We start from the raw sequence: 23,073 nt of genomic DNA on the forward strand, positions 1-23,073 counted from the left end.
ACTGATATACGCTAATCCATAAGTATATAGTCTACTTTACCACCACAAAATGAGACGTCAACACTTCTAGACGTCTATATGTCTTTACTTTTAGCGGTAAATATCGCTAAAATCGCCTATTCTACTTATATACATCAATAATTCTGAACGAAGGTGAACAATGGCTGATTGGAATGGTGACTATTTAAGTCCTTATGCCGAACATGGTAAAAAAAGCGAACAAGTAAAAAAAATTACTGTTTCTATTCCAACAAAGGTACTTCAAATCCTTACTGACGAGCGTACTCGTCGCCAAGTAAGCAACCTACGTCATGCGACAAACAGTGAATTATTGTGTGAAGCATTCCTCCACGCATACACTGGCCAGCCTTTACCAACAGATGAAGATCTACGTAAAGATCGTCCAGATGATATTCCAGCTGAAGCAAAAGCATTAATGACGGCAATGGGGATCGAATTCGAAGCGTTTGACGAAGAGTAAATACGTTTTATTCCTCCTCCTTTTGTCTCCTCCTTCTTTTAATAAAATTAGGAGGATTACATTCCCTCTTGGCTAATAAATAATCACAGTGCCCTACTTATAAATATAAAGGACTTACTGTGAAAAAACAGATCGCAAAAACAACAATAGCCCTCGCTATTACCTCACTTTTGAGCGCATGTAGCTCAACATCTAATAATGACCTCTCTTCCTTAGCTTATCAGTGTGATCCGCAAATGACGGCACAAAGCGATAACTTACGAATTTACCAAATCATGGTCGAAAGCTTTGTCGATGGTGATAACACAATCGGACATGGCACTGGCTATGGCCCAAGTCATCATAATGGCGACTTACAAGGAATTATTGATTCATTAGATTACATTCAATCGCTTGGTATGAATGCCATTTGGATGACTCCTGTCTTTGAATCTGCCCCTCTAGATAATCAAGACCATTGGGCTGATAAACTCGATGCTACCGGATATTTTGCTACTGACTTTTTTAAAATAGATCCACGCTTTGGCACATTAGAAAAAGCCAAAGAACTGGTTGAAGAGGCTCACAAGCGTGGTATTTACGTATTATTTGATGGCGTATTTGGCCACCATAAAAAAGGACTGATTAAGCCATCGCCAACAGGGTTACTTCCAGCAGGAGAGCACAATCCTGTTAACTACCCTGAAAGCGAAGCTTTTTATAAAGAAGTCGCAACCTACTGGATTAAAGAATTAAAAATCGACGGCTGGCGATTAGACCAAGCCTACCAAGTGCCAACACAATCTTGGACGAACATTCGTAAAGCCGTTGACGCCGCATCAAAAGAAACCTTTTATACCAATAATAAAGGTGAACAAGTAAATCCACTCGGCTATATGGTTGCCGAGATCTGGAATAACGAAAACTACATAACTGAAACAGGTTATGGCAGCGAACAAAATCCTGCTCTTTGCTCAGCTTTTGACTTTCCTCTGCGTTTTCGCATTGCTGAAACCTTTGCAGTTAATGAAAGTGGCGTAGGACATAAAGGAGGGGATTGGCTTAATCAAGGTATGCAAATGCACGAGCTTTACCCTCCTCATGCTGTACCGAATTTAATGCTAGGAAATCACGATGTTGTTCGCTTTGGTGACTTACTTCAACGTGGTGATATTGCTAATCCAAATGACAAAAACTATTGGACTCGACACAAAGCAGCCCTCTCTTTTCAAGCCGCTTATACAGGCCCAATAACCCTATACTATGGTGATGAAATTGGTGATCAAGTTGACGGTTTTTCCAAAAAAGAGAATAAAGATACCTGTGCCATTAAAGGGCTTTGTGATGATCACATAGCTCGATCATCTGCCAAAATTGATGGTCTTACCGCCAAGTTGACTCCAGAGCAAACGGATTTAAAAAATTACGTTACCGCATTAATGCAATTACGTATTAAGCACCCTGCTTTATCTAAGGGTAAAAGAGTTAATTTAGTAGCAAATAAAGAAGTCTATATCGATCATAAACAATCTGAAAATGATGCAATTGTTTATATGGTAAGTACTCAAGAGGCAGATCAAACGCTCTCCTTAGATGCAGAACAGCTTGGGTCAAAAGGTAACTTAATTGATCTCATCACCGAGCAGATTTTTACTCCAATGAATGGAATATACACCATCCCATTATCCAACTTTGAAAGTCGATTTTTAACAATAGAAGAGCCAAATAGTACAGGACCTATCACAGAGCAAAAAGAAATAGCGCTATATGGCAGTGGTTTTATGGCGCAATGCGATAACCCTACTATCACAGACACCAACGCCCCTTTACAAGATACCTTATATTTAATTGGCGATTTCTCTGACTCTCGTTGGAGCCATAAAGAAACCAGAGCGTATCAATATAAAGGAAACAACATTTATCAAGTGGTCATCAATGAAAAACGAGGCCCTTATAAAATGCAATATGCAACAAAAGACTGGGGCGCTCAATACACAGCCGAAGGACTATCACCCAAATTGGGACAATCAAATAAACTCATTACTGGTGGCTATGGCCAAGATACCGCCATCTATCTTCCTGAAGATGGTAACTACGTTTGGAGCTTAGAGTTCACTTCCCAAGGAGAGCCAAAATCAATGATGGTTTCTAAGTGTAAATAACCCCTCCTTTACCTTAAATTAATGAATAAAATATGAACTATTTCTAGCCAACAATGTCTATTGTTGGTTAGATCACATTTCTGATTATTTCTTAATTTCCCTCTTTTACGATTTTCTTCATTATTTCTAATTTCAAAATATCTTTCGACGTGAGCCTTATCTCATAAATATTTTCAATCACTCCTACTAAGTGTGATTATTATCAAAAGAAGACCTGCCATTCATTTTTCTCATCCTTAGTACTACGCCCTATCATCCTTAAAAAGAGGAGGAGGGCAAAATACCTATTTATTTTTAATCTGTGTCTCGTTCGATAACGACAGATGTTTACTTCACTTCCCTACACTGCCATGAGTTAAGTAAACGTTTTCAAATCAAAATATGAAATAGGATTTTAAGATGAAAATGAATAAATACACATTGCTTGCCGCAGCTGTTTCTACAGCACTATTTTCTGGCGCTACACTTGCAGAAACCGATGTTGCACTGGATGTCATCGCAGGTGATGAAGCTGCACCAAAAGTTGAAAAAGTAAATGGAACTGATGTTATTTCAGATGGTTGGGAAGTTCACGGTTACGCGTCAATGAACTTCCGTATGGTTGATGGCGAAACAGTAGATACTGAATTTGGTAAGCCAGACTATAAAACAGCAGGTACTCACGGAAAAAGTACTAACCAAGTTGAATTCGTAATCAAAAAACATACTGAACATGCTAATGGTGTTTGGTCTGACTTTGTCGTTCGTTCTGAATACGGTAATGGTAACTCTTACGCTTACTCATCTCCTGGTAGCCAAAAAGCCAACACAACGGCACAATTTGAAATCAAAGAAACTTATGTTGAAATTGGTGGTTTATCTTACCTAGGTGAAGATACGTCTATCTGGGGTGGTCAACGTTACCTAAACCGTTCTGCAAGTGCACTATCGGGTGAATTCTGGAAACAATCATCAGGTGTTGGTGCAGGTATTCAAACTAAACTTGGTGGCAACACAGCAGGTTTTGCAATTGTTGCTGCAGATACAGACGGTGATATCAATAATGGTCCCGGTGCTGATGGTCGACAAACACTAACCTCACACGATTTATACTACTACGGTGTTGATGTTGGCTTTGGTAGCTTAGATTTTGATTTCAAATACATCACTCAAGCTAATGTTCAAGATGATGACGGTTTTGGCGCATCTATCACATTAAACTCTAGTTACTACGGCCTAGATGGTTGGTCACAAACAGCGATTGCTTACGGTAAAGGCGCAGCGCAAAACCGTGGTGTGAACTTTGGTAGCTGGTCAGGTGGCGATGACAATGCTGAATCTATCTTCTTCACTTCAGGCGGTGTGGTAAACATTTCGGAAAACTGGCAAATGGGTTCAGAAGTAACGTATTTTGCGGCATTAGATGAACTATTTGGTGCTAAAGACCTAAAACGTTACATCGTTGCAGCACGTCCATCATACAAAGTGAACGATAACCTTCGTCTTGAAGCGACAGGTTCTTACGCTCATGAAGAAGGTGCTGAAGGTTACTGGGGACGTACTGGCGATGATCTGAAGAGTGACATTATTAACGTTGAATTAGCGGCAGCATTTACAGTTAACGCTGACTATTTCGGTCGCCCACAAATCAAACCATACGTGAGCTACATTACCGCTGATGATGAAGCAAGTGCTAAACAAATTGGCATTAAAGATGGTAAGTCAGAAACAATTATCGGTGTACACACTGAAATCTGGTTCTAACTGAGTTAAAGTGAAAGGCGGCCAAATGGCTGCCTTTTTGCGTTTATTATCACCTTAATAATGGAGTATCGTGATGAACACGAAAAAATTGTTACTTAGCTTATTTATCGGTCTCTCTTTGACTGCGTGTTCTTCAACCGAAGCCGTACAACAACAGCCAATAGAACCGCTCGCAAATTCTCAAGTATGCTGTAATGACTTTTCTCAATATCCTTGGATACAGCTAGCGACAACGGAAGATATCGATTTCCAATTAGATAAAGATTCACCTATTGGTCATTTTTCTGATGGAAACAGCTATTTTAATGCCTTCAAATTCGCTGAACGTTCAGGAAAAGTACAACTTCGTCTCTCTAGTTTAATGATTAATGACTCAGTTGCAGCACCAAAACTCATTGCTCTCGATCATGAATTTAATGTGGTAAGTACAACAAGTTTAGACCAATTTGATGTCAAACCATCCGATGCATTTACTCGTACTCAGTTTCAATTAAATTTCCAACTTGATGCAGCTAAAACCCCTTATTTTATTATCTATTCTTCTAATGAGTATTTAGGTCAATCTATTAAGGTGAAGCACCCAGCAAGGATCAGAGCGGAAGAATTAGGTGAACCGATGCCAATAGTGACGGATCCGACTTATGCCTATGAGCGTTTTGGTAAACTAAAGCTATCGATAAAAACGCTTTCATTACAAGCGCATAAACAAACACCTCAACAATCTAAAGTAGCAATAAAATCGGCACAACCAGAAACGCACACTTTCTATAAAGAAGCCATTGTTGAAGCAGTAAAAACAAACGACATACCTAAAGCATTAGCGCTACTAGAAGAAGCAAAAGCGTTGGGAATTAAAGATGCTCAAGATACATTTGTTCAAGCTTTAGAAAGTCAAAAATAATTTCTTACTTAAATAAAAAAAGGCTTCTAACTTAATTAGTTAGAAGCCTTTTCTACATAAAAGATAAAACGAATTACGCTTCCATGTATCCTTCAGGCATTTCTATACGAGCGACCCCTGAGTCAACAGCAGCTTGTGCTACCGCTTTAGCAACTCGTGGAAGTAGACGAGGATCCATTGGTTTTGGAATGATATAGTCAGAGCCAAATGTCAGTGATTCAACGCCAGCGGCTTTTAATACCTCAACGGGCACTTCTTCTTTAGCTAATTGACGAATGGCATCAACAGCAGCTAGCTTCATTTCATCATTAATTTCACTTGCACGCACATCTAGCGCACCACGGAAGATAAATGGGAAACAAAGTACGTTATTTACTTGGTTTGGATAATCAGAACGGCCTGTACCCATGATTAAGTCAGAACGAACTTCATGAGCCAATTCAGGTTTAATTTCAGGATCTGGATTTGAACAAGCAAACACAACTGGTTTATCAGCCATTAGCTTCAGATCTTCTGCATCTAATAAATTTGGACCAGATACACCCAAGAATAAATCGGCACCTTCGATAACATCTTGCAATGTGCGCTTATCGGTATTGTTTGCAAAACGTTGTTTGTACTCATTAATGTCGTCACGGCGAGTATGAATCACACCTTTACGATCCAGCATGTAGATCTTCTCACGCATTGCGCCACACTTAATAAGTAGCTCCATACATGCAACAGCTGCTGCACCAGCACCTAAACATACAATGATCGCATCTTCTAACTTCTTACCTTGCAGCTCAATCGCATTTAGCATACCAGCAGCAGTTACGATCGCTGTACCATGTTGATCATCATGGAATACAGGTACATCACAAAGTTCAATAAGGCGACGTTCAATCTCAAAACAGTCTGGTGCTTTAATATCTTCTAAGTTAATACCACCAAATGTATCTGCAATATTAGCAACCGTATCAACAAACTCATCAATCGTACGGTGTTTTACTTCGATATCAATCGAGTCTAAGCCTGCAAAACGTTTAAAAAGAAGCGACTTACCTTCCATTACAGGTTTTGATGCAAGAGGACCTAAATTACCTAAACCAAGAATTGCCGTACCATTTGAAATAACCGCAACCATATTACCTTTTGATGTGTACTTATAAAACATCATCAGGATTCTTTGCAATTTCACGTACAGGCTCAGCCACACCAGGGCTGTAAGCCAAAGCAAGGTCTTCTACTGTGTCAGCCGGTTTAGTCAATGCAACTTCAATTTTACCTGGAGTTGGGTAAGCGTGATAATCTAGAGCTTGCTTGCGAAATTCTTCAGACATGATGGTTTCCTGATTTAAAAGGTAACGTCAAAATAGTAAACCTCTATATTAGTTGATCTAGCTCAAACTTCATAGCCTTTGCTTACAGATCGTACCAACAAAAATGCCGACCTATCGTACAAATTTGAGTTAGTGATCATTCAACTAAATACAGAAAAAAGAAAAGACACAATAAGAATAATCGAATACAGAAATGAGAAAATCGTAAATTGCAGGTATAAAAAAAGGAGCCCTACTGGACTCCTCTTTTATCGGAAATTGGTAATTATTTCTTAGAACCAATTGCACCGAAACGTTTGTTGAAGCGATCAACACGGCCGCCTGTATCAACGATACGTTGCTTACCAGTGTAGAACGGGTGACATTTGTCACATACGTCTAGGTGGATTGAATCTTTGCCTAGTGCAGAGTTGAATTCGAACTCGTTGCCGCAAGAACAAGTAGCTTTAACAGCTGTGTATTCTGGGTGGATACCTACTTTCATGGGAAAACCTTAATAGTTTAGGCCGTGTCGCTATCCGATTCTAATGCCGGACACCACACGTAGTTTAACAAAAATAGTAAGCGTAAATGGATTACACTTACTTAAGGTCGCGTATAGTAATGAATCTGGAGCGATCAATCAACTGATCTGTTACTTTTTTCACCGATTTTTTTACCCATTTGCGATATTTCTATCTAAAGGTAGACTATTCTCATTCCAATTTCTTAATGATGTTAACCATGCCCTATTCAATCGCTCATGTTGCACTGCCTGTTCCACTTGATCGCACCTTTGATTATCTTATTAAATCAGAGCAAAAACCTGTGGTCGGTGGGCGAGTAAAAGTCCCTTTTGGGCGTCAGCGTTTAATTGGTGTGGTAACAAAACTTAGCAATGAATCTGAGTTTGCTCGTGAAAAATTAAAAGCCATTGATGCGGTGCTTGATGAGCAAAGTTTATGGCCAACTAATCTATACAAATTATTAAATTGGAGCAGCACGTATTATCAGTATCCATTAGGGGATACGTTGGCAAATGCGATGCCGTCATGGTTAAGAAAAGGAAGAGAAGCCAATTTTGCTTCGTTAAAAGCTTGGCAAATTACCGAGCTTGGTAAAAATCAAGATTTAAATAAGCTAACACGAGCTCCAAAACAAGCCAAAGCACTCAATTTAGTAAGACATCAACAATGCAGTCATGAGCAAATGCTTGAAGAAGAAGTGACTGCTGCCACACTAAAAGCGATTTCAGATAAAGGTTGGATTGAAGAGATATCCCTTGCTCCGACACCAAGCTACTGGTATCGAGATGTTGAAGTCACTCAAGAGAAACCTCAACTCAATGAAGAGCAATCTATCGCTATTGCTACGGTCAATGCAAATCATGAATTTGGTTGTTATCTGTTGGAAGGGGTTACGGGTTCAGGAAAAACTGAAGTCTATTTACAGCTTCTAGAACCGATTTTAAAAGCTGGACGACAAGCGCTTATCTTGGTTCCTGAAATTGGTTTAACTCCACAAACCATTAATCGTTTTAAGCGTCGCTTTAATGTACCTGTTGATGTTATTCATTCAGGACTTAATGACACTGAGCGTTTAAATGCATGGTTAGCAGCAAGGGATAATCACGCCGGTATCATCATTGGTACTCGTTCGGCTCTGTTTACGCCTTTTCATGATTTAGGGATCATCATTGTTGATGAAGAACATGATGCCTCTTATAAGCAACAAGACAGCATGAGATATCATGCGCGCGATTTAGCCGTGATGAGAGCCAACTTAGATAACATCCCTATTATTCTGGGTTCAGCAACCCCTGCGTTAGAAACATTACACAATGCGAATGTTGGAAAATATCATCACCTAACACTAACCAAACGCGCAGGTACTGCCATTCCTGCTCGCCATGGTGTTCTTGATGTAAAAGGCTTATATCTTAACAGCGGCCTATCTGCCCCTTTAATTGCTCAAATGAGAAAACACTTATCTGAGGGCAATCAGGTCATGCTGTTTTTAAACCGCAGAGGCTTTTCACCTGCATTAATGTGTCATGAATGCGGTTGGATGGCTGAATGTAAACGTTGCGATGCTTTCTATACTTTCCATCAACACTCAAATGAAATTCGTTGTCACCACTGTGGTTCACAACAGCCCATTATTCATCAATGTCAAGGGTGCGGATCGACACAATTAATTTCTGTCGGTGTAGGTACAGAACAACTAGAAACACAATTAACCAATCTATTTCCTGAGTACAAAACGGTACGTATTGATAGAGATAGCACTCGTCGTAAAGGTAGCTTAGAAGACTATTTAGAAGCGATTAAGAACAATGAATACCAAATTTTAATTGGTACTCAAATGCTAGCAAAAGGCCACCATTTTCCTAACGTTACTTTGGTTGGATTAATCGACGTAGACAGCTCTCTGTTTAGTAGTGATTTTCGAGCGCCTGAAAGATTAGCTCAATTATTTATTCAGGTTGCAGGGCGTGCAGGACGTGCAAGTAAACCAGGTGAAGTAATTTTGCAAACTCACCACCCTGAGCACTCACTACTACAAAGCTTATTACATCATGGTTATGGGCATTTTGCAGAGCACGCTTTAAAAGAACGTAAATTTGCTCAATTACCACCTTATACCCATTTATCTCTTTTTAGAGCAGAAGCAAATAATAACGAAAACGTGGAACAATTCTTACGACAAGTACGTGATATTTTAGAAAGCCACCCACAATTTCATGATGCAACACCAGTACTTGGGCCGATCCCCGCACCATTAGCCCGTCGTGCAGGTAAATACCGCTGGCAACTATTATTCCAAGCACCAAACCGCACGGTAATGCAATCAATGCTTCGTGGTGCAAAAACCGCCATCGAACTTTTACCTCTAGCAAAAAAAGTTCGATGGACTTTAGATATTGAGCCGCAAGATTTAAGTTAATGTCGGTTTTATCAACAATTTTCCTGTTGAAAAAGTGAAACAATCGGTCTTCATGTGAGAGAAATCACAATACAGATGTAATTTTTGTTAAACGAGCCGTATTTAAATCTTTATTTTATGAATAAAATATCTTCTCATTCAAATAGAGCAATCGTTTACTTTTAAGATAAAAGTATTGGGGAGAAGATAATTATGGCGACAATGAAGGACGTTGCTTTATCGGCAGGAGTGTCAACAGCAACGGTATCACGAGCACTAATGACACCAGAAAAAGTATCATTATCCACTCGTAAGCGCGTTGAAGATGCAGTATTAGAAACGGGTTACTCACCCACCACGTTAACTCGAACATTACGACGCAATGAATCAAAAACCATTGTGACGATTGTGCCTGACATTTGCGATCCTTACTTTAGCGATATCATTCGCGGCATTGAAGATGCAGCCGTTGAAAATGGTTATGTCATCTTAGTAGGCGATAGCAGTCAACAGAAAAAACGTGAACACTCCTTTGTTAACCTTGTATACACCAAACAAGTCGACGGTATGGTATTACTTGGTTCAGACCTCCCTTTTAACGTTAGTCGCCAAGAACAAAAAAATTTACCGCCTCTTGTGATGGCGTGTGAATATGCACCAGAATTAGAACTACCAACTGTTCATATCGATAACCTTACAGCAGCCTATGAAGCAGTTAACTACCTAACTAAACTAGGGCATAAAAACATCGCAGAATTATCTGGCCCTGAAAGCTCCGCGCTCTGTCAGTTTCGACACCAAGGTTACCAGCAAGCACTTCGCCGAGCGGGTATCACCATGAATGCCTCTTATGTTCAATATGGTGATTTCACTTTCGAAGCAGGTGCAAAAGCAATAACTCAACTTCTTTCTCTTTCAACGCCACCAACTGCCGTCTTTTGTCATAACGATATTATGGCAATCGGAGCGATTCAAAAAGCGAAACAAATGGGCTTTAGAGTACCTCAAGACATTTCTATCATGGGATTTGATGATATTGAATTCTCTCAATATTGTGATCCAGCATTAACCACGATTTCGCAACCTCGTTATGAAATTGGTCGTCAATCCATGTTGATGCTACTTGAATTATTAAAAGGCCATGATGTTCGTTCTGGCTCACGATTACTCGAATCATCATTAATCGTAAGAGAGAGTACGGCGTCCCCAAAAAACAAATAAGCGCCTTTAATTCATTCTTTGAACGACATTAAACGTAAAAAGTCATAATTCTAGATAATCAATTTGTCTAAATAGTGACTTTTTGCGTACTTTTTTACACAAATACTGGTATGAGTTCACACAACTGATTACCATAAACGACCATCAGTGAATTTGTGTAAAGTAAAGATCGTGGCCAATAAAGATTATGTAAAACGTGGACGCTCTCCTAAGAAAGCGACAAAAAAAACAACTAAGAAAAAAGGCGCTAAACAACCTATGTCTAACGGCTCTACGCCGTGGAAAGCGGTTGCTGTTGCAGCTCTTCTAGTTATGGTTTTTGGCTACGCACTCTATTTCCTTAATGACTCACCAGAGCCAGAAGTAAAAGCACCAGTAACCGAAGTTGTTCCTGTTAAACCGAAGAAACCAACATCAACAGAAGACATCCCACCACTGCCAGAAGAGCAATGGAGCTACATGGATGAGCTGCCAAATAAAGAAATAACAGTTGAACAAAAAGAATTAAAAGTATCTGAGATCCCTTACATTATGCAGTGTGGTGCTTATAAAAACCGCTCACAAGCTGAAGAACGTAAGATGAATATCGCTTTCCAAGGCATAACCTCTACTGTTCGTCATGCTGAAGGAAGTAGCTGGTATAAAGTGGTACTTGGCCCATATAAATTCAAACGTGATGCAGAGAAAGATCGTCACAAACTGCAACGCGCAAAAATCGAACCTTGTGCTATTTGGAAAGATCAATAAAACCATCATCCGAAATCAATAACACATCACATATTTAATAAAAGGAGCCCATTGAGTGCTCCTTTTTTCTATCTATTCATCTTGAAAAGCGTCTTACCTTCCCCCATTACAATAGTAATAATCATGAAGATGGTCGTCTGCTTTCATTTATTGGCGCCATCGAAAAAGAGGTTTTACTCGTGACTACAATTGTTTCTGTACGCCGTGAAGGCAAAGTCGTGGTTGCTGGCGATGGCCAAGCATCTCAAGGCGATATGATCGCAAAAGGCAACGTAAAAAAAGTACGTCGCTTATACAATGACTCAGTATTAGTTGGCTTTGCTGGTAGCACAGCTGATGCATTTATTCTGTTCGACCTGTGTGAACGTAAGCTAGAAATGCATCAAGGTAATCTAACAAAAGCCGCAGTAGAACTAGCAAAAGAGTGGCGTAGTGACCGTGCATTGCGTCGTCTTGAAGCAATGCTAATTGTTGCGGATAAAACAACATCATTAATCATCAGTGGTACAGGTGATCTAATCAATGCTGATAATGACTTATTAACTATTGGTTCTGGTGGTTATTTCGCTCGTTCTGCAGCAACAGCGCTGTTAGAAAACACCGATTTAGACGCTCGCGAAATTGCAACTAAAGCACTGACTATTGCTGGCGATATCGATGTATACACCAACCACAACCACACAGTTGAAGAACTGAACGCTTAATCAAGAATAAGGAATTACCATGTCTGAGATGACTCCTCGTGAAATCGTACACGAATTAGATAGCCATATTATTGGTCAAGATAAAGCAAAACGTTCAGTTGCCATTGCACTTCGTAACCGTTGGCGTCGTATGCAACTTGCTCCTGAGTTGCGCACAGAAGTAACACCAAAAAACATTCTGATGATTGGTCCAACAGGTGTCGGTAAAACCGAAATCGCTCGTCGTTTAGCAAAACTTGCAAACGCACCTTTCATCAAAGTTGAAGCAACTAAATTCACTGAAGTGGGTTACGTTGGTAAAGAAGTAGAAAGCATCATTCGTGATTTAACCGATGTTGCTATTAAAATGACGCATCAACAAGCGGTTGAAAAAGTAAAATTCCGAGCTGAAGAGCACGCAGAAGATCGCATTCTAGATATCTTACTGCCACCAGCTCGTGACGCTTGGGGTAATAATGAAGAAGGCGATAACGATTCTGGTACACGACAATCTTTCCGTAAAAAATTACGCGAAGGTAAGTTAGACGATAAAGAAATCGAAGTGGATGTTGCTGCACCTCAAGTTGGCGTTGAAATCATGGCTCCTCCAGGTATGGAAGAGATGACAAACCAACTTCAAGGTATGTTCCAAAACCTATCAGGCGGCAATACAACCAAAAAGCGCAAGATGAAAATCGTTGATGCACTTAAAGCGCTAACAGAAGAAGAAGGTGCGAAGCTGGTTAACCCTGAAGAGCTAAAAGAACAAGCGATCTTCAATGTAGAAAACCACGGTATCGTGTTTATCGATGAAATTGATAAAATCTGTAAAGGTTCAAACTCTCACTCTGGTGATGTATCTCGTGAAGGTGTTCAACGTGATTTACTTCCATTAGTAGAAGGCAGCACGGTTAGTACTAAACACGGCATGGTGAAAACCGATCATATGTTATTCATCACTTCAGGTGCATTCCAAATGGCAAAACCATCTGACTTGATCCCTGAATTACAAGGTCGTTTACCAATCCGTGTTGAACTTGAAGCGCTAACAGCAAATGATTTCAAACGCATTTTAACCGAACCTAATGCATCATTAACTGAGCAATACATTGCTCTATTAGCGACCGAAAATGTAAAAGTTGAATTTACTGAAGATGGCATCAGTCGTATTGCTGAATCCGCATTCCAAGTAAATGAAACCACTGAAAACATCGGTGCTCGCCGTCTACACACAGTGATGGAACGACTAATGGAAGAGATCTCTTATGATGCTTCTGAAAAAAATGGCGAAAGCTTAATTGTTGATGCTGAATATGTAAGTTCACGCCTAGGTGAACTTGTTGCTGATGAAGACCTAAGCCGCTTCATTCTGTAATCTCTCATAACTTAAAATAAAGCCTCACAAGGGTTAACTTGCGAGGCTTTTTAATATTAACTCACCCTGTAGTTCTAAAGTTTAAGCAGAGATAATTTCCCATGAGTGCGTCATTTTTACGCCCTCACCAAGCATTAAACATACAGAGCAATATTTCTGTAATGAATCCGCAGTGACTCTCTCGACAACCGTTGAATCTAGGTTGTTACCTGTTACTTCAAAGTGAATATTAATGTAAGTAAACAACTTTGGTGCAGTTTCACGACGCTCACTAGATAGCTTAGCAACGCAAGCTGTGACTTCTTGATTTGCCGATTTAAGTCCATCAACAACATCAACAGAACTGCATCCTCCAGCAGCCATTAAGACCATTTCCATCGGACTTGGTGCTTTTTCTCCCCCATTACCATCCATAACAATAGAGTGACCTGATTGAGATTGACCTAGAAAAGACAATCCCTCAATCCATTTAACTTCAGCGTTCATAAAAGCCTCTTTACTACTTAAAAGGAAAACTCGTGATCCATTTCACGAAACTGTGCCCTTGGTCGCACAATTCATACGATCAAAGTCAAGAAATCAATTGCGAAACAAGGTATGATTTTGTTAATTATCTCAACGAACATGCAGCCTTGTTCCGATAACCATATTGTATAGGCCAAACTGATATTTGGCTCAGTTATTTTAAAATGGACATCGCCTACTTGGCAAACGCAGAGGAAGTATAAAGTATGGTTCTAGGTAAACCTCAAACAGATCCAACATTAGAGTGGTTCTTGTCTCACTGTCACATTCATAAGTACCCTTCAAAGAGCACGCTAATTCACGCGGGTGAAAAAGCGGAAACTCTTTACTACATTGTAAAAGGTTCTGTTGCTGTACTTATCAAAGATGAAGAAGGTAAAGAAATGATCCTTTCTTACCTAAACCAAGGTGACTTCATTGGTGAGCTTGGCTTATTTGAAGAAGGTCAAGAGCGTTCAGCGTGGGTTCGTGCGAAAAGCCCTTGTGAAGTAGCAGAAATTTCATTCAAGAAATTCCGCCAACTTATCCAAGTTAACCCAGATATCCTAATGCGTCTTTCTGCGCAAATGGCAACTCGTTTACAAATCACTAGCCAAAAAGTAGGTGACTTAGCATTCCTAGACGTAACAGGCCGTATCGCTCAAACGCTACTAAACCTTGCTAAACAACCTGATGCAATGACTCACCCAGACGGCATGCAAATTAAGATCACTCGTCAAGAGATCGGTCAAATTGTTGGTTGTTCACGTGAAACTGTTGGCCGTATCTTAAAGATGCTTGAAGAGCAAAACCTGATTTCAGCGCACGGCAAAACAATTGTAGTTTACGGTACTCGTTAATTTAACGTCGTTACCATAAGCAAATAAAAACGCAGCTCAATAGCTGCGTTTTTTATGTCTAGAGATGACAGCTTTACCCGTCAGTACTTTCAAAGATTTTGTCCGCAGAAGCCGCAACAAACCCTGTGTATAGTTCACCATTTGGTAATTCATAACGTTTAGCAAATTCGTAAAATCCACCAGGGATCTCAAACTCACCATCACTAAATTTAACCATCACTTTATCCGCCATTGTAGATGATTGCTCTAAACAAACCTCTGGAGAGCCTTTTACTTCTCCACCAACCTCATTAATACTAAATCCAGCATTACGTAAGTGCTGATTAACATCAACTACTTCATCAAAACCATCAAGTTGATTAACATACACGGTAAAATGATTCGCTCCATAACCATGAGCAGCTAACCAAGAAGCATACTCACTCTCTTTTGCTAACACCTTATATTCATCAAAACTTAAAGACCACGGTCTACCTGAAGACAGAAAGTCACGAGTTGCAAAATAATGAGCAGGAACTTGTTCTACTAATGATTTAATTATGGTTTGAGCATCATCAGATAATTTTTCAACCAATAGCTCACTGATAAACACAAGTGGTGCATTAGGATCTGGGTGCTCAAAATGTTGTGCTTTCAATTTTTTAGCAATAAATTCATATTCATCACACGGTTTATACCCAATAGCTAAAAAGGGCGCGGCTAATGTGGATAAACCAACCTTAGGCAAATTAAACGTCCGCAAGGCAATATGATCATTTACAATATCACCACCACTGGATAGCAATTGATGCACTTGGTCTGCCGATGGCGACAAACGTGTAATATAGTCTTGCCATAATGATGAAAAAAGTGTGTTTACATTATTCATTTTCAGCACTCCTACAAAGTTAAACCTGGAGATAATTGCTCAGGAATCTCACATGCATCACCTTCCATTGATGCCATCGGATAAGCACAATAATCTGCCGCATAATAAGCACTTGGTTTTAAGTTGCCTGATGCACCCGGCCCACCAAATGGCGCATCACCACTTGCTCCTGTTAATTGACGATTTCGATTCACAATTCCAGCTCGAATATGCTCCACGAAATAATCCCATTCACTGTCATCGGTTGAAACTAATCCCGCAGATAATCCATAGCGAGTGTCATTAGCAAGCTCCACAGCTTGCGCTAATGTGGTGTAACGTATGACTTGCAATAGTGGGCCAAAGTATTCTTCATCTGGTAATTCCGCGACATTTGTTGCATCTATTATCCCTGGAGATACAAATGCATGCCCCAAACTTCTCGCTTCCAGTAACAATTCACCGCCTAATGCTTGTAACTTTTTCTGAGCATTTAAGATAAATTCAGCCGCAGCAATCGATATTTGTGCCCCCATAAATGGCGTCGTTTCAGAAAAAGGTTGATCAACATGAATATTTTTCGTGACGTCAACTAAACGTGCTAATAAAGCATCACCCTTTTCACCTTCAGGAACATACAAGCGTCGAGCACAAGTACAGCGTTGTCCTGCACTAATAAATGCAGATTGCACTATGGTATATACCGTTGCATCTAAATCACCGAATGCTTTTGATATCACCATTGGGTTATTGCCTCCCATTTCGAGAGCCAACATTTTCCCCGTATCACCTGCAAATTGACGGTGTAGGATGTGACCAGTATTCGCACTGCCTGTAAATAAAAGACCATCAATACCTTTCGCGTTTGCTAATGCCTCACCCGTTGATCGCGCCCCCTGAACAAGATTAATGACCCCTTTAGGTAATCCAGCCTTTTGCCAAAGCTTCATGATCACTTCACTTGTCCATGGTGTTTGTTCCGATGGCTTTAATACCACCGTATTTCCTGCAAGCAACGCAGGAACAATATGACCGTTAGGTAAGTGCCCAGGGAAGTTATACGGGCCAAAGACAGCCATAACACCTAATGGGCGATGTCTAAGTACAATTTTATTTCCTGCGGCTTCACGCTCTCTATAGGGGGTTCTTTCATGGTAAGCTCGAATCGATATCGCTATCTTCCCCACCATTGCACCTGCTTCTGTTTTGGTTTCCCAAAATGGCTTACCCGTTTCTTTTGCTATTACTTCTGCAATCGAATCCGCATTATCTTTCACTAGCTCAGCAAAGCGTTCCACAATGGCTTGGCGATTTTCAAATGGCAATTTCTTCCACTCAATAAAAGCATTACGAGCAGCATTCACAGCAGACTCGACCTGAGCCTCAGTAGCACTTTCGCCTTTCCACACTACCTCACTGTTATAAGGGCTTAACGATTGTATCGTTTCACCTTCGCCTAAAACCCAATCACCTGCAATCCAATGTGTCATATTCTATGTCCCCTATTGAGCTAATAAACGTACGTAATCATCAACGTCAACTTGCAATGCTTCTGCTGCTTCTGGTGTTAAATGAACAGTATCAGTGGCTTTATCGTAGGCAGCCGTTGTTGCGGTTGCTCTAAAATTTTCAAATGACGTATTTGCAATCAAATACTGTTGTGAACAGCTGTGCTCTGTAATAATCACTTTGGCTTTAAACGAATTACGAACTGACTCTATACTGCGTAAATCACATTCAACGGTTGGGCCTGCATCAAAAATATCTACGTAGCCACGACAACGGAACCCTTCATTTTCTAAAAGTTTTAAAGCAGGTTTTGTATTATCATGAACTTTACCGATTACAGCCTGAGCTTCTTTACTTAATAAGCTGACATAAATAGGAAGTTTTGGCATAAGATCTGCGATAAAGCCTTTGTAGCCAATGCCAGTTAAGTAATCAGCTTCAGTAAAATCGATAGAGAAAAAATGCTTTTGTAGCCACTTCCAAAATGGCGATTCACCTTCTTTATCTGAAACACCGCGCATTTCAGCAAAAATAGTATCGGAGAAGCGATGGGGATGCTCTGCCATCATCAAAAATCGAGCTTTCGACATCAATCGCCCATTTAATCCTTCTCGATATTCAGGACGAAGAAATAAGGTACATATCTCGGTACTTCCTGTGTAATTACTACCAAATGTCAGCACTTTCACGACATTATGTACATCTAATTTACGAGAAAAATGCACGACTTTACTAATATGATAATTATAGAATGGCGAATCTAAACCGACAGCTGCTTCAATGCCTGTTGTACCAGTTACCTCTCCAGTAACTGAATCTTGACCAACCATGAGGTAGCCTTCAACACCCGGCTCTGTCACGTCTTTCTGAAAGCTATCTATCGAATGATCGATACGATTTCTTAACTGTTCTTCATTAACAGGAAGCGAAGTGAACCCATGTCCAGATTCAACAGCACATTGATGAAGGGCAGGATAATCTTCTTGAGTAATAGGACGGATAACAAGCATCAATATTCCCTCCGATGCCAAAAACAAAGGCAACTCGACCATGAGTTGCCTAATATTCTTTAAAGCGTTATTTCGTTAGAGAAGCAAGCGCCTTATCTAAGCGCTCAAAACCTAACTCAACTTCTTCTTTTGTAATCACTAATGATGGGGTAAATCGAACCACATTAACGCCAGCAACAAGTACCATCAAACCTTGCTCTCCTGCTGCCACCAATATGTCACGAGCTCGACCTTGCCACTCTTCATTTAGAGCAGCACCAAGCAATAAACCTTTACCGCGGATCTCTGAAAACATATGATATTTGGCATTTAATGCTTCTAGACCGGAACGGAACCATTGCTCGCGCTCTTTAACGCCATTTAAAACGTCAGGTTTTGATACTTCTTCAACCACCGCTTCCGCAATAGCACAAGCAAGTGGATTACCACCATAAGTCGAACCATGGGTTCCTACTTTTAAATGCTGAGCCAGTTCAGTCGTAGTGAGCATAGCTCCGATAGGGAAACCACCACCAAGTGATTTAGCAGTACTGAGAATATCAGGTGTAACACCTAATCCTTGATAGGCATAAAAATCACCAGTTCGGCCATTACCTGTTTGAACTTCATCAAAAATCAGCAACGCATTGTACTTTTCACATAATGCTTTTACGCCTTTTACAAACTCAGAAGTAGGTGAAATTATCCCTCCTTCTCCCTGTAATGGCTCCATCATTACCGCACACGTTTTATCTGACATATGCGCTTCAAGTTCAGCAAGATTATTGTATTCTAAATGAGTAATATCACCCGGTTTAGGACCAAAACCATCAGAATACGCAGCTTGACCTCCAACGGTTACAGTAAAGAAAGTTCGACCATGGAAGCCCTGTTTAAAAGCAATAATTTCACTTTTTTCTTCGCTATGAACATCAACAGCCCAACGACGAGCTAACTTCAACGCCGCTTCATTCGCTTCAGCACCTGAGTTCGCAAAAAATACTTTTTCAGCAAAAGAAACTTCAGTTAACTTTTTAGCAAGCCGAATAGCAGGCTCATTGGTCATAACATTACTTAAATGCCATAGCTTTTGTGACTGCTCTTGCAGTGCATTAACCATGATAGGATGACAGTGACCTAAACAGCTCACTGCAATACCTCCAGCAAAATCGATGTAATCCTTACCCGTTTGATCCCATACTCGAGCGCCCTCACCTTTTACAGGGATCACTTCCATTGGGTTATAACAAGGTACCATTACATCATTAAAATCTTTACGTTCAACTTGTGAATTGGTCGTCATCACACTTTCCTTCTGCGTATGCCGTTATCCTGCATAATATTTACAAACCATTAACCTTTTCAATAGCACAAAATTCTTTTTTTGAACTAAAAAAGCATTAACCGATACAATTCAATGACTGATAAATCAGTTTTTTAGAATAGTTATAAACTCAAGCTATCGCAGCTTGCTTGATATGTAAACGATTTTATAAGAACAGAAACGCTTCACGCCATGCATAAAGTTGCACAAAAATAAAAACGTTATAAAAGTAAAGAAAAAGTAAGAAGAGTGAGCTAGATCGCTCATCATTATGAGGTAATAGTTATTTTTGGATAAAGTTACGTAAGATCTCATGACCTTGTTCAGTCAAAATAGACTCAGGGTGAAACTGTACGCCTTCAATAGGTAAACTTTTATGACAAAATCCCATGATCTCATCCATGTCACCTGATTCAGTTTCTGTCCATGCTGTCACTTCAAAGCACTCTGGTAGCGTCTCTTTTTTCACAATCAATGAATGGTAACGTGTCACCGTAAGCGGATTATTTAATCCTTTGAAAACGCTACGACTAGTGTGAACAATTGCTGAAGTTTTACCATGCATGACTTTTTTAGCACGAACCACATCGCCACCAAATACTTGAGCAATGGATTGATGACCTAAGCATACGCCAAGAATCGGTAATTTATCGGCAAAATACTTAATGGCTTGTAATGAAATACCAGCTTCATTTGGTGTACATGGGCCGGGGGAGATAACTAAATGAGAAGGGTTTAGTGCTTCAATACCTACAATATCGATTTCATCATTACGAACGACTTTTACTTCAACACCCAATTCACAGAAATACTGATATAGGTTGTAAGTAAACGAATCATAATTGTCGATCATTAATAGCATAAAAGAACTACTTTATAAGATGGATAAAATAAAAATTGCTCGCAGGTCAACCTACGAGCAATTGATGATACCTAAATACAATAAGATGCTATGGGCGAGTAACAAAACCTACTGCTTCATACGCTTTTTTCAATGTCACAGCTGCACGCTCAGACGCTTTCTCAGCACCCGCTTTCATTACAGCATCCATGTAAGCACGATCTTCACGAATACGCTTGTATTCTTCTTGGATCGGCTCAAGCATAGTAACAATCGCTTCACCCACATCTTTCTTGAAAGGACCGTACATTTCAACACCTTGGTATTGTGCTTCGATCTCTTCAAACGTTTTGCCAGTCGCAGCAGAGTACAGACCCATAAGGTTTGAAATACCCGCCTTATTTTCCCAATCGTGAGCAATGCGTGGCGGCATTTCTGCATCCGTTTGTGCCTTATTGATCTTCTTAAGAATTGACTTAGGCTCTTCTAACAGCGTGATTACGTTCTTACGGTTATCATCTGATTTAGACATTTTCTTCGTCGCATCTTGTAGGCTCATAACACGAGCATTCACTTGTGGAATGTAAGGTTCTGGTACCGTAAAGATTGGCGCTTCTGGGCTATAAATATTATTAAAGCGTGTTGCGATATCTCGCGCTAATTCTAAGTGTTGTTTCTGATCACTACCTACAGGCACTTGATGTGCACCATAAAGTAGAATATCCGCTGCCATTAGCACAGGGTAATCAAATAAACCAACATTGACATCATTTGAATGACGTGCTGATTTATCTTTAAATTGAGTCATACGGCTCAACTCACCCATTTGAGTGTAACAGTTAAGAAGCCAACCAAGCTGAGCATGCTCTGGAACGTGTGACTGAACAAATAGCGTGCTCTTCTTTGGATCAACACCAACTGCTAGACAAATTGCCAACGCATCTAGTGTCGCTTCATGCAGTGCTTTAGGATCTTGACGAACCGTAATTGCATGCAAATCTACCACACAGTACTGACAATCATAATCGTCTTGCATCTGTTGCCATTGACGTAGAGCACCCAAGTAGTTACCGATACTTAGTTCACCTGATGGTTGAACGCCACTTAATACGATGGGCTTGCTCATGGTTATGATTCCTTGTTTAACTGTAAAAATTAAATGATCCGCTGTGGGATCATTTAATGGTTATTCTATATAGTTTGATAAGCCTGAACATTATTAGTTACTGTACTTATCAATGAATACTATCTTGCCATACTCAACACGGCTAATAAATACTTAAATTCATCGCTAACTACATCAGGTTGGCTATCTGAGATAGATTCGCCATGATTATAGCCATAAGTCAGTGCAAAGCTATGACATCCAGCAGCTTGAGCCGCTTGTATATCATTTTTAGAATCCCCAACCATGAGCATTTGAGACGCCGTTAAACCATGTTTATCAAGCAGCCAATTTAGCGCAAAAGGATTCGGTTTCTTCTCGGCGAACGTATCACCACCAATCACATCACTAAATAAGTGAGTAAGCTGATGCTGCTCAAGAAGTTCAGGTACAAATTGAGACGGTTTGTTTGTCACCAAGGCTAAGGTATAACCTTGCTGATGCAATCGTTCTAACGTGTCTTTAACATCAGGATAGAGGTGACTAAGTTGATGACCACCGTCATGATAATGTTGATCTAATCTTGCACGAGCTTGCTTTATTAATTCAGCATCAAGATCATCTTTCACGATATAGTTTTGACTTAACGCGCGAGAGACGAGTACATCAGCACCATTACCAATCCAATGAGATGCTTGCTCCAATGTAACGCGAGGGTGTCCCATGTCTTGCATCGCAAGATCCACCGCTCGAGCTAAATCAGGAACGCTATCAAGTAGCGTCCCATCTAAATCAAAAGCAATCAGTTTGATATCTTCAAACATGAATCTTAGTTACCTTTCACTTTTGCTAATTCAGCACGCATTTCATCAATCACTTCTTTGTAGTTTGGTTGATTAAAGATAGCTGAACCTGCAACAAACATATCTGCACCCGCTTCTGCGATTTCACGGATGTTATCTACTTTTACACCACCATCAATTTCAAGGCGAATATCACGACCTGACTCGTCAATCATTTTGCGTACTGCACGTAGTTTATCAAGTGTATTTGGAATGAAAGATTGACCGCCAAAGCCTGGGTTTACAGACATTAGTAAGATCATATCAACTTTATCCATGATGTATTCAAGGCATGATAATGGTGTTGCAGGGTTTAAAACTACACCAGCCTGACAACCGTGCTCTTTGATTAATTGAAGTGTACGATCAATATGCTCTGAAGCTTCTACATGGAAAGTGATCATTGTTGCACCCGCTTTTGCAAACTCAGGAACAATACTATCAACAGGCTTAACCATTAAATGAACATCAATAGGAGCTGTGATACCGTAATCACGTAATGCTTTGCAGATTGGAGCACCAAAAGTTAGATTTGGAACATAGTGGTTATCCATTACATCGAAGTGAACCACATCAGCACCTGACGCTAGTACTTTTTCAACGTCTTCGCCTAGACGAGCGAAATCAGCAGAGAGAATAGATGGTGCGATCAAAAAATCTTTCATGTTGAGCCTCAGGTTAGTAATTATTTAGATACCGCTAAATTGATATAGCGCAATCGATTAAATCGACGG

General features: G+C 40.1%; 20 protein-coding genes and 1 pseudogene. 10 read left to right on the forward strand and 11 right to left on the reverse strand.

Annotation, left to right across the window (positions count from 1 at the left end; translation table 11 throughout):
• Window positions 1-160: 160 nt before the first annotated feature.
• From metJ to AVFI_RS11915, 4 genes are all read left to right on the forward strand, one after another.
• Window positions 161-481, forward strand: a complete 321-nt coding sequence (gene metJ, locus AVFI_RS11900) for a met regulon transcriptional regulator MetJ (RefSeq protein WP_005421050.1) — start codon at window positions 161-163, stop codon at window positions 479-481.
• Window positions 482-600: 119 nt separating this feature from the next.
• Complete coding sequence (locus AVFI_RS11905) at window positions 601-2,622, forward strand: alpha-amylase family glycosyl hydrolase (protein ID WP_188863413.1); 2,022 nt, start codon at window positions 601-603, stop codon at window positions 2,620-2,622.
• Window positions 2,623-3,021: 399 nt separating this feature from the next.
• Window positions 3,022-4,365, forward strand: coding sequence for a carbohydrate porin (locus tag AVFI_RS11910; protein ID WP_012533801.1), 1,344 nt, complete (start codon window positions 3,022-3,024; stop codon window positions 4,363-4,365).
• 73 nt (window positions 4,366-4,438) lie between these two features.
• Window positions 4,439-5,266, forward strand: coding sequence for a MalM family protein (locus tag AVFI_RS11915; protein ID WP_065604414.1), 828 nt, complete (start codon window positions 4,439-4,441; stop codon window positions 5,264-5,266).
• A gap of 73 nt (window positions 5,267-5,339) precedes the next feature.
• On the opposite strand, the pseudogene AVFI_RS11920 reads toward AVFI_RS11915, so the two are convergent.
• A pseudogene (locus AVFI_RS11920) lies at window positions 5,340-6,588 on the reverse strand (malic enzyme-like NAD(P)-binding protein).
• A gap of 265 nt (window positions 6,589-6,853) precedes the next feature.
• On the reverse strand, window positions 6,854-7,072 hold the full coding sequence (gene rpmE, locus AVFI_RS11925) for a 50S ribosomal protein L31 (RefSeq protein WP_005421061.1): 219 nt from the start codon (window positions 7,070-7,072) through the stop codon (window positions 6,854-6,856).
• Window positions 7,073-7,311: 239 nt separating this feature from the next.
• On the opposite strand from rpmE, the gene priA reads away from it, so the two are divergent.
• The 5 genes from priA (at window position 7,312) to hslU (ending at window position 13,518) form a co-directional block, all read left to right on the forward strand.
• Window positions 7,312-9,513: a primosomal protein N' gene (gene priA / locus AVFI_RS11930; RefSeq protein WP_012533325.1), complete on the forward strand. Its 2,202-nt coding sequence runs from the start codon at window positions 7,312-7,314 to the stop codon at window positions 9,511-9,513.
• Between the two features lie 192 nt (window positions 9,514-9,705).
• Window positions 9,706-10,713 (forward strand): DNA-binding transcriptional regulator CytR, encoded by a 1,008-nt coding sequence (gene cytR / locus AVFI_RS11935; RefSeq protein ID WP_012533023.1) that lies wholly within the window; start codon window positions 9,706-9,708, stop codon window positions 10,711-10,713.
• A 171-nt stretch (window positions 10,714-10,884) separates the two neighbouring features.
• Entirely contained in the window at window positions 10,885-11,460 is a 576-nt protein-coding gene (locus AVFI_RS11940) for an SPOR domain-containing protein (protein WP_017019998.1), read from the forward strand.
• 179 nt (window positions 11,461-11,639) lie between these two features.
• Entirely contained in the window at window positions 11,640-12,164 is a 525-nt protein-coding gene (gene hslV, locus AVFI_RS11945; protein WP_005421069.1) for an ATP-dependent protease subunit HslV, read from the forward strand.
• A 19-nt stretch (window positions 12,165-12,183) separates the two neighbouring features.
• Window positions 12,184-13,518, forward strand: coding sequence for an HslU--HslV peptidase ATPase subunit (gene hslU / locus AVFI_RS11950; protein WP_005421071.1), 1,335 nt, complete (start codon window positions 12,184-12,186; stop codon window positions 13,516-13,518).
• Window positions 13,519-13,599: 81 nt separating this feature from the next.
• Here hslU and AVFI_RS11955 read toward each other — a convergent pair whose 3' ends face one another.
• Window positions 13,600-14,004 carry an OsmC family protein gene (locus AVFI_RS11955; RefSeq protein WP_012534317.1) on the reverse strand — a complete coding sequence of 135 codons (405 nt, stop codon included), beginning with the start codon at window positions 14,002-14,004 and terminating at the stop codon, window positions 13,600-13,602.
• Window positions 14,005-14,249: 245 nt separating this feature from the next.
• On the opposite strand from AVFI_RS11955, the gene crp reads away from it, so the two are divergent.
• Window positions 14,250-14,882, forward strand: a complete 633-nt coding sequence (gene crp / locus AVFI_RS11960; RefSeq protein ID WP_005421074.1) for a cAMP-activated global transcriptional regulator CRP — start codon at window positions 14,250-14,252, stop codon at window positions 14,880-14,882.
• A 73-nt stretch (window positions 14,883-14,955) separates the two neighbouring features.
• Here crp and AVFI_RS11965 read toward each other — a convergent pair whose 3' ends face one another.
• From AVFI_RS11965 to rpe, 8 genes are all read right to left on the reverse strand, one after another.
• Window positions 14,956-15,750, reverse strand: coding sequence for a DUF1338 domain-containing protein (locus AVFI_RS11965; protein WP_188863412.1), 795 nt, complete (start codon window positions 15,748-15,750; stop codon window positions 14,956-14,958).
• 11 nt (window positions 15,751-15,761) lie between these two features.
• Window positions 15,762-17,219: a succinylglutamate-semialdehyde dehydrogenase gene (astD, locus tag AVFI_RS11970; protein ID WP_065597672.1), complete on the reverse strand. Its 1,458-nt coding sequence runs from the start codon at window positions 17,217-17,219 to the stop codon at window positions 15,762-15,764.
• Window positions 17,220-17,231: 12 nt separating this feature from the next.
• The gene (astA, locus tag AVFI_RS11975) at window positions 17,232-18,248 is read right to left on the reverse strand and encodes an arginine N-succinyltransferase (RefSeq protein ID WP_155661802.1); all 1,017 of its coding nucleotides are present in this window, start codon (window positions 18,246-18,248) and stop codon (window positions 17,232-17,234) included.
• A gap of 67 nt (window positions 18,249-18,315) precedes the next feature.
• Window positions 18,316-19,530, reverse strand: coding sequence for an aspartate aminotransferase family protein (locus tag AVFI_RS11980; RefSeq protein ID WP_017019996.1), 1,215 nt, complete (start codon window positions 19,528-19,530; stop codon window positions 18,316-18,318).
• Between the two features lie 304 nt (window positions 19,531-19,834).
• Window positions 19,835-20,413, reverse strand: a complete 579-nt coding sequence (locus tag AVFI_RS11985) for an aminodeoxychorismate/anthranilate synthase component II (protein WP_012533856.1) — start codon at window positions 20,411-20,413, stop codon at window positions 19,835-19,837.
• 88 nt (window positions 20,414-20,501) lie between these two features.
• Complete coding sequence (trpS, locus tag AVFI_RS11990) at window positions 20,502-21,518, reverse strand: tryptophan--tRNA ligase (RefSeq protein ID WP_005421081.1); 1,017 nt, start codon at window positions 21,516-21,518, stop codon at window positions 20,502-20,504.
• Between the two features lie 119 nt (window positions 21,519-21,637).
• A complete protein-coding gene (locus AVFI_RS11995) occupies window positions 21,638-22,321 on the reverse strand; it encodes a phosphoglycolate phosphatase (protein ID WP_065597674.1) in 684 nt (227 codons plus the stop codon).
• 5 nt (window positions 22,322-22,326) lie between these two features.
• Entirely contained in the window at window positions 22,327-23,004 is a 678-nt protein-coding gene (gene rpe, locus AVFI_RS12000; protein ID WP_005421083.1) for a ribulose-phosphate 3-epimerase, read from the reverse strand.
• Window positions 23,005-23,073 lie beyond the last annotated feature (69 nt).

The sequence above is a fragment of the Aliivibrio fischeri ATCC 7744 = JCM 18803 = DSM 507 genome, assembly GCF_023983475.1.
Lineage (GTDB): Bacteria > Pseudomonadota > Gammaproteobacteria > Enterobacterales > Vibrionaceae > Aliivibrio > Aliivibrio fischeri.

What these genes read in the sequence shown, in the direction of transcription:
- metJ (WP_005421050.1), top strand. Translation starts at nt 161, where the DNA reads ATGGCTGATTGGAATGGTGACTATTTAAGTCCTTATGCCGAACATGGT.
- AVFI_RS11910 (WP_012533801.1), top strand. Translation starts at nt 3,022, where the DNA reads ATGAAAATGAATAAATACACATTGCTTGCCGCAGCTGTTTCTACAGCA.
- AVFI_RS11915 (WP_065604414.1), top strand. Translation starts at nt 4,439, where the DNA reads ATGAACACGAAAAAATTGTTACTTAGCTTATTTATCGGTCTCTCTTTG.
- rpmE (WP_005421061.1), bottom strand. Translation starts at nt 7,072, where the DNA reads ATGAAAGTAGGTATCCACCCAGAATACACAGCTGTTAAAGCTACTTGT.
- priA (WP_012533325.1), top strand. Translation starts at nt 7,312, where the DNA reads ATGCCCTATTCAATCGCTCATGTTGCACTGCCTGTTCCACTTGATCGC.
- cytR (WP_012533023.1), top strand. Translation starts at nt 9,706, where the DNA reads ATGGCGACAATGAAGGACGTTGCTTTATCGGCAGGAGTGTCAACAGCA.
- hslU (WP_005421071.1), top strand. Translation starts at nt 12,184, where the DNA reads ATGTCTGAGATGACTCCTCGTGAAATCGTACACGAATTAGATAGCCAT.
- AVFI_RS11955 (WP_012534317.1), bottom strand. Translation starts at nt 14,004, where the DNA reads ATGAACGCTGAAGTTAAATGGATTGAGGGATTGTCTTTTCTAGGTCAA.
- crp (WP_005421074.1), top strand. Translation starts at nt 14,250, where the DNA reads ATGGTTCTAGGTAAACCTCAAACAGATCCAACATTAGAGTGGTTCTTG.
- AVFI_RS11965 (WP_188863412.1), bottom strand. Translation starts at nt 15,750, where the DNA reads ATGAATAATGTAAACACACTTTTTTCATCATTATGGCAAGACTATATT.
- astD (WP_065597672.1), bottom strand. Translation starts at nt 17,219, where the DNA reads ATGACACATTGGATTGCAGGTGATTGGGTTTTAGGCGAAGGTGAAACG.
- astA (WP_155661802.1), bottom strand. Translation starts at nt 18,248, where the DNA reads ATGCTTGTTATCCGTCCTATTACTCAAGAAGATTATCCTGCCCTTCAT.
- AVFI_RS11980 (WP_017019996.1), bottom strand. Translation starts at nt 19,530, where the DNA reads ATGACGACCAATTCACAAGTTGAACGTAAAGATTTTAATGATGTAATG.
- AVFI_RS11985 (WP_012533856.1), bottom strand. Translation starts at nt 20,413, where the DNA reads ATGCTATTAATGATCGACAATTATGATTCGTTTACTTACAACCTATAT.
- trpS (WP_005421081.1), bottom strand. Translation starts at nt 21,518, where the DNA reads ATGAGCAAGCCCATCGTATTAAGTGGCGTTCAACCATCAGGTGAACTA.
- AVFI_RS11995 (WP_065597674.1), bottom strand. Translation starts at nt 22,321, where the DNA reads ATGTTTGAAGATATCAAACTGATTGCTTTTGATTTAGATGGGACGCTA.
- rpe (WP_005421083.1), bottom strand. Translation starts at nt 23,004, where the DNA reads ATGAAAGATTTTTTGATCGCACCATCTATTCTCTCTGCTGATTTCGCT.